The sequence below is a fragment of the Streptomyces sp. NPDC059248 genome (assembly GCF_042753905.1).
GTDB lineage: Bacteria > Actinomycetota > Actinomycetes > Streptomycetales > Streptomycetaceae > Streptomyces.
Genome location: NZ_JBHYZV010000151.1, coordinates 1 through 6,245, shown reverse-complemented (window position 1 = coordinate 6,245; position 6,245 = coordinate 1). Strand labels below are relative to the sequence as shown.

The following is a 6,245-nucleotide window of genomic DNA, read 5'->3' as shown; positions in this document are numbered from 1 at the left end:
CCGGGAACCCGCTTCGGGGTTCCCGGCCCTCCGGCCGTCTCTCACCACTGCGCCGTCACGCGCTGAGCGGGTACGTCTCGTTCAGCTCCCAGAACACGGCGCTGTTGAAGTCGAAGGCCCGGCGGCACTCCTCCACGATCCGCTGCTTCTCCAGATCGTCGGCGTTCACCGTGTCCAGCAGCTCCCGGTACATCCGCTTGAACGCGGCCGGGTTGGATATCCCGTCGAAGACGTAGAACCGGACGCCGTCGCCCTTGCGGGTGAAGCCCCAGGTCTTCTCCGCCTGGTCGCGGATGACCTGGCCGCCGGAGAGATCACCCAGATAGCGGGTGTAGTGATGGGCGACGAACCCGGCGGGCCAGGTACGGGCGCACTCCTCGACCCGGGCGACGTACGCCGCCGTCGACGGCAGGGGGGCGACCCCGGCCCGCCAGTCGTCGCCCAGCAGGAACGCCAGATCCCGCTCCAGCTCGGCCGTGCGCAGCAGCTCGTCCCGGACGAAGGGGCCCGCGACCGGGTCGTCGCGCAGCGCCTCACCGGCCTCCTCCAGCGCCCGGTACACGTACCACAGCTGCTCGGTGTAGCGGGCGTACGCGGCTATGCCGAGGCGGCCCGCGAGCAGATGGCCGATGAAGGGCGAGGCGTTCGCCTCGTCGTGCTTGTCGTGCGTCGTGGTGCGCAGGAGCTGGGAGAAGGGCGTGCCGGTGGTGGCGGTGACGACGTCCAAGGCGGTCCTCCGGGAGACGAGGGGAAGGAACACGGCAAAAGACGCGAACGGACCGCGGTAGTTGAAATCGCCAATAACCGCAGATGCCTGTTGCCAGCTCGATTCTCTCTACTTAGGCTTGCCTAAGTCAACACCTTCCCGACGCGTTGTCGGTAAAGGACTCCCGGGCGACGGGCCCGCACCCGGTGTCTCAGGGCAGGGTGAGGATCTCCGTACCGGTCTCCGTGACCACCAGCGTGTGCTCGAACTGGGCGGTCCGCTTCCGGTCCTTCGTGACCACGGTCCAGCCGTCGTCCCACATGTCGTACTCGTGCGTCCCCAGCGTCAGCATCGGCTCGATGGTGAACGTCATGCCCGGCTGGATGACCGTCGTGGCGTGCGGGGCGTCGTAGTGGGGGACGACGAGACCGGAGTGGAAAGAGGTGTTGATCCCGTGGCCCGTGAAGTCGCGGACCACGCCGTAGCCGAACCGCTTGGCGTACGACTCGATGACCCGGCCGATCACATTGATCTGCCGCCCCGGCTTCACGGCCTTGATCGCCCGGTTGAGGGACTCCCGGGTCCGCTCCACCAGCAGCCGGGACTCCTCGTCCACATCACCGCAGAGGTAGGTGGCGTTGTTGTCGCCGTGGACCCCGCCGATGTACGCCGTCACATCGAGGTTCACGATGTCGCCGTCGCGCAGCACGGTCGAGTCGGGGATGCCGTGGCAGATCACCTCGTTCACAGAGGCGCAGAGCGACTTGGGGAAGCCCCGGTAGCCGAGGGTGGAGGGGTAGGCGCCGTGGTCGCAGAGGTACTCGTGGGCGACCCGGTCCAGCTCGTCCGTGGTGACGCCCGGCGCGATGTGCCGGGCCGCCTCCTCCATCGCCCGGGCGGCGAGCCGCCCCGCCACCCGCATCCGCTCGACGGTCTCGGGGTCCTGCACCTCGGGCCCCGTGTACGGGGTCGGCGCGGGTTTCCCGACGTACTCGGGGCGCTTGACGACGGCGGGAACGGAACGGGCGGGGGAGAGCACCCCGGGCACGAGCAGCGACTGGCCAGACATGCCGACGAGTCTAACCAGCGGGGGTGGGGCAGCATGGTCGAGAGAGGCCGCCCGCGGCTGTCCCCGGGAAGGGGGTGGGCCCGGTCCGGCCAGGAGGGACGAAGGAGCGGCGATGGCCCTGTTCAAGAAGCGGCAGGCCGGTAAGCCCGGCGAGTGGTACTACTGCCTGAAGCACCAGAAGGTCGAGGAAGGCCCCGACTGCCCGGCCAAGGACCGTTTCGGCCCCTACACCAGCCGTGAGGAGGCCGCCCACGCCATGGACACGGCCCGCGAGCGCAACCTGGAGTGGGAGACGGACCCCCGCTGGCACGACAAGCCCGGCGAAGGCGGCGAAGGCGGCGGCGGAGAAGGCGGCCCGTCCCGGTGACACCGGGACCCTGACGACGGCGGTACGGCTCCGGGGACTCCTGGGGACGTACCGCCGGTCCGGGGCCGCAGGGCCGGGGCCGCCGGTGTGATCGGGCCTACGACTGGGACGGCAGCCGGACGTCGTCCCCGGACATCGCCGACTCCTTCTCGGCGCGGCGGCGGAGCGCGTCCTCGTCCGTCGAGGCGTCGTACCTGACCAGCTTCGGGAGGGCGGCGGTCAGTGCTCCCACGAAGACCACGCAGGCCACACCGCCCGCCCAGATCGCCGGGCGGGTGCCGGTCCAGCCCGCGTGCGCACCGGCCCTGACCTGGCCCAGCTGGGGGCCGACGCTGTACGAGAGCACCTCGATGCCCGCGAGCCGCCCCCGGAGCGCGTCGGGGATCGTCTGGTTCCAGATCGTGGAGCGGGCGAGACCGCTGAGCATGTCCGCCGCGCCCGCGAACGCCAGACAGAACAGGACCAGCCAGACGTTCCCCACCAGTCCGGCGCCCGCGACGCCCAGGCCCCACCCCGCGGCCCCGAAGATCACCAGCAGGCCGTGCCGCTTGACCCGGGCCGTCCAGCCGCTGGTCAGACTGAGGACGACGGAGCCGAGGCCGATGGCCGCGTACATCAGGCCCAGTGACCACTCCGCCCCCAGCTCATCCGCGAGGAACGGCAGCAGGGCCATCGGCGCGGACAGCACCATGGCCGCCAGATCGACCGCGTACGTCCCCAGTAGCACCGGCCGTGACCAGGCATAACGCGCGCCCTCCGCGATCCCGCGCAGCGACGGCTTCTCCGCCTCGCGGGCGGGCGGCGCGGCCGCGAGACGCAGACAGAGCAGTACGGAGACGGCGAAGGTGAGGACCGTCACGGAGTACGCCGCCGGGTGGCCCGCGTACGCCACCACCACACCCGCCACCGAGGGGCCCACGATCGCCCCCGCCTGCCACCGCAGGGCGTTCAGCGCCGCGGCGGCGGTGAGCTGGTCATGCGGCACGATCTTGGCGATCAGCGCGTCGATCGCCGGGCGCTGGATGCCCGCCAGCGCGGAGACCCCGGCCGCCACCACATACAGCGGCCACAGCATGGGATCCGGCAGCAACGCGTTGACCAGCAGGATCAGCGCCAGCAGCCCGAGCCCGGCCTCCGTCCACAGAATCAGCTTCCGGCGGTCCACGGCGTCCGCGAGCGCGCCGCCGTACAGTCCGAAGACCATCAGCGGCACCAGCTCGACCGCGCCCATCGCGCCCACCGCCAGGGGGGACTCGGTCAGATCCTTGATCTGCAACGGCAGGGCGATCATCGCCATGAAGCTGCCGAAGTAGGTGATCAGACCCTGGATCCACAGCAGCCGGAAGTCGCGGGAGGACCGCCAGGGCGTGAGGTCGGGGAGTATCGCGGGGAGCTTGGGCACAACGCGTCATCGTCCGCCCGGAAAGGCGGCCGGGGCAACCGAATTAGTCGCGGAGCCCCATGAGCGGGAACGGGCGGGCGTCAGCCCGCCGCGCGCCCCGCCTTGCCCCGCTTCAGGTAGTACCAGGTCATATTGGACGACAGACCGGCCAGCAGCACCCAGACGACCCCGATCCACATGCCCTGGACGAACGAGACCACCGCGGCGACCACGGCGAGCAGACAGGCGACGAGGGTGTAGACGGCGAGGCGGGGCATGGGGACTGGCTCCTGATCGGACGGTCGGATGGCCGGATGGCCGGACGGCCGGACGGCCGGACGGCCGTGACGGGTCGACGGCCGCGTACGGTCCAGTGTCCCCCATGCCCCACCGGGTCCCGTACGCCGGGTCCGCGCGGGTCGGGGTGATCTCCCGGACGGGTGAGGACAGCGCTTATCGCTCTTATGCGCTTCCGAGCGCCGGTCCTGGACGTCCGTCCTACACGTCGGTGACCCGCAGCCCCGCGTGCGCCTTGTAACGCCGGTTCACCGAGATCAGATTCGCCACCAGCGACTCCACCTGGTGCGCGTTGCGCAGCCGCCCGGCGAAGACCCCCCGCATCCCCGGGATCCGCGCCGTCAGCGCCTGGACGACATCGGTATCGGCCCGGGACTCGCCCAGCACCATCACATCCGTGTCGATCTCGGCCACGGAGACGTCCTGGAGCAGCACCGCCGACAGATGGTGGAACGCGGCCGTGACCCGGGAGTCCGGCAGCAGGACCGCCGCCTGCTCCGCGGCGCTGCCCTCCGCCGGCTTCAGCGCGTACGCGCCCTTCTTGTCGAAGCCCAGCGGATTGACGCAGTCGATCACCAGCTTCCCGGCCAGCTCGCCGCGGAGCGACTCCAGCGTCTTGGCGTGCCCGTCCCACGGCACGGCCACGATCACCACATCGCTGCGCCGGGCGCACTCGGCGTTGTCGGCGCCCTCGATCCCGAGCCCCAGCTCGGCCGCCGCCGCCTCCGCGCGCTCGGCGGCCCGCGAGCCGATGATCACCTTCTGCCCGGCCCTGGCGAACCGGTACGCCAGCCCCCGCCCCTGGTCACCGGTGCCACCGAGGACACCGACCACGAGACCCGAGACATCGGGCAGGTCCCAGGGGTCCTTGGGGGCGGGCTTGGCAGTGCTGTCAGTGGAGTCAGTGGAAGTCATGCCGCGACCCTACTCGTTGGTACGGCCCCCTCGTACGGGTGAGGCACGGTGATACCGCCCCCGCAGGACCGCGCCCCGGGACAGGATGCGGCCCCATGGACGCTGTACGGGTCGCGCTGTTGCGCGAGGTGCTGGCGGGAACGGAGTGGCCGGGGGCCGCGCGGCGGTTCGCGGGCGCGCTCCGGGGCTCCGTCTCCCCGCGCGGGGACGGTCTGCTCCTGGTCGGCACGGAGGAGTACGAGCCCTGGCACCTGGCCGCGCACCTGGTCGACGAGGCCGCCTGGTCCGGCCGCCCCGAACTGGACCCGACCCTGATCCGCCACCGGGCCCGCCCCGGGGACCCGCCCCATCTCGCCGTGGGCCCGGCCCGGCTGCGAAGGGCCCGCCGCGGCGAGACCCTGCTGCTGGTCGCCCCCGACCGCCCGGGCGACGGCCTCCTCACCCATCTCGAAGCGGCCCGTCGCGCCGGGGCCACGCTCTTCACCCTCGACGGCGGCGACCGGGACGTCCTGGCCCTGGCCCACGAGTCCCTCACCGTCGCCCCCGACACCGACGGCATCGACCTCGACACGGTCCAGCACCTGGTGAGCGCGGCGGCCGGCGAACACGCCGGCCCCCTGCCGACCCGGGGCCGCCGCACCCTCGGCGACCGGGTGGCCCGCCTGGTGGACCATCTGACGTCCCCGCCGCCGGAGCGCTGGTGAGACCGGTCAAGTCCCGAGGCGCTACGCCAGCCGGACGATCTGCGCCTCGAACACCTCGACCGGGAAGGCGAAGTCCTTGATGTCGGCCCCGGTGGCGCTCAGATATCCGACGGTGATCCCCTTCCGGAAGACCACCGCCTTCACCGGCACGGTCTTCCCGCCCCGGGTGACCTCGGCCCCGAACGCCATGGCCTGATCGGCCCCCTGCGGCGCGACCTCCGCCGCGACCTTCGACACCTTCTGCCCGACGCCCTTCACGGTGGCCGAGAACCCGCCCCCGCACTTCTGCAACGCCTCCGCCAGCCCCTCCATCGCCTCGGGCCCGCCGTCCCGCCCGTACAGCCCGAGCGTCACGGTGGTCACCACTCCCTCACCGGTCACCTCCCGCTGCCCGGTCACCGACTCCGGCTTCCCGAGCGCGACTCCGGCGAGTGCGTGTGCGACGGGCAGACAGTCCTTCTCGCCCTCCCCGACCCTCACGTCCCCCGCCGTGACGGCACCCCCGGCGGCGATCCGGTGCCCGGGTACGGCCTCCACCACGGCCCGCGCGAGCGCGTCCTTCGACACGGGCCCGGCGGTGGGCCCCGTATCGATCGGACCCTTCACGGACTCGTCGTCCCCACCGCCGGATCCGGAGCAGGCGGTGAGCCCGATCAGACAGGCGGCGGTCAGCGCGGCGGCCGTCCGGGCGCGGGGCGTTGTCGTCACTCGCATGAACCTCGTTCTCCTCTGATGACGGCCGACGGGCCCCCGTGAGGTCTCGTGGGGCCGTCGGGCCGCGGTCGCCCGGCGGCCCGGGGGGGTGG

Annotated in this window: 8 protein-coding genes; 2 read left to right on the top strand and 6 right to left on the bottom strand. The window is 72.1% G+C overall.

Going from position 1 to position 6,245, the window contains the following annotated elements; all coding sequences use genetic code 11:
- Positions 1-55 precede the first annotated feature (55 nt).
- Together ACFXG1_RS32790 and map are read right to left on the bottom strand one after the other, a co-directional pair.
- Positions 56-727, bottom strand: coding sequence for a heme oxygenase (biliverdin-producing) (locus ACFXG1_RS32790; protein ID WP_384717914.1), 672 nt, complete (start codon positions 725-727; stop codon positions 56-58).
- Positions 728-917: 190 nt separating this feature from the next.
- Positions 918-1,775 (bottom strand): type I methionyl aminopeptidase, encoded by an 858-nt coding sequence (map, locus tag ACFXG1_RS32785; RefSeq protein WP_384717916.1) that lies wholly within the window; start codon positions 1,773-1,775, stop codon positions 918-920.
- 112 nt (positions 1,776-1,887) lie between these two features.
- Here map and ACFXG1_RS32780 point away from each other — a divergent pair, with 112 nt between their 5' ends.
- Positions 1,888-2,142 (top strand): hypothetical protein, encoded by a 255-nt coding sequence (locus ACFXG1_RS32780; protein ID WP_384717918.1) that lies wholly within the window; start codon positions 1,888-1,890, stop codon positions 2,140-2,142.
- A 97-nt stretch (positions 2,143-2,239) separates the two neighbouring features.
- On the opposite strand, the gene ACFXG1_RS32775 is transcribed toward ACFXG1_RS32780, so the two are convergent.
- From ACFXG1_RS32775 to npdG, 3 genes are all read right to left on the bottom strand, one after another.
- Entirely contained in the window at positions 2,240-3,544 is a 1,305-nt protein-coding gene (locus ACFXG1_RS32775; protein ID WP_384717920.1) for an MFS transporter, read from the bottom strand.
- Between the two features lie 80 nt (positions 3,545-3,624).
- Positions 3,625-3,801, bottom strand: a complete 177-nt coding sequence (locus ACFXG1_RS32770) for a hypothetical protein (protein WP_384717922.1) — start codon at positions 3,799-3,801, stop codon at positions 3,625-3,627.
- A gap of 220 nt (positions 3,802-4,021) precedes the next feature.
- The gene (gene npdG / locus ACFXG1_RS32765; protein WP_384717924.1) at positions 4,022-4,735 is read right to left on the bottom strand and encodes an NADPH-dependent F420 reductase; all 714 of its coding nucleotides are present in this window, start codon (positions 4,733-4,735) and stop codon (positions 4,022-4,024) included.
- Between the two features lie 95 nt (positions 4,736-4,830).
- On the opposite strand from npdG, the gene ACFXG1_RS32760 reads away from it, so the two are divergent.
- The gene (locus ACFXG1_RS32760; RefSeq protein WP_384717926.1) at positions 4,831-5,439 is read left to right on the top strand and encodes a hypothetical protein; all 609 of its coding nucleotides are present in this window, start codon (positions 4,831-4,833) and stop codon (positions 5,437-5,439) included.
- 21 nt (positions 5,440-5,460) lie between these two features.
- Here ACFXG1_RS32760 and ACFXG1_RS32755 read toward each other — a convergent pair whose 3' ends face one another.
- Entirely contained in the window at positions 5,461-6,153 is a 693-nt protein-coding gene (locus ACFXG1_RS32755; protein WP_384717928.1) for a hypothetical protein, read from the bottom strand.
- Positions 6,154-6,245 lie beyond the last annotated feature (92 nt).

What these genes read in the sequence shown, in the direction of transcription:
- map (WP_384717916.1), bottom strand. Translation starts at nt 1,775, where the DNA reads ATGTCTGGCCAGTCGCTGCTCGTGCCCGGGGTGCTCTCCCCCGCCCGT.
- ACFXG1_RS32780 (WP_384717918.1), top strand. Translation starts at nt 1,888, where the DNA reads ATGGCCCTGTTCAAGAAGCGGCAGGCCGGTAAGCCCGGCGAGTGGTAC.
- ACFXG1_RS32770 (WP_384717922.1), bottom strand. Translation starts at nt 3,801, where the DNA reads ATGCCCCGCCTCGCCGTCTACACCCTCGTCGCCTGTCTGCTCGCCGTG.
- npdG (WP_384717924.1), bottom strand. Translation starts at nt 4,735, where the DNA reads ATGACTTCCACTGACTCCACTGACAGCACTGCCAAGCCCGCCCCCAAG.
- ACFXG1_RS32760 (WP_384717926.1), top strand. Translation starts at nt 4,831, where the DNA reads ATGGACGCTGTACGGGTCGCGCTGTTGCGCGAGGTGCTGGCGGGAACG.
- ACFXG1_RS32755 (WP_384717928.1), bottom strand. Translation starts at nt 6,153, where the DNA reads ATGCGAGTGACGACAACGCCCCGCGCCCGGACGGCCGCCGCGCTGACC.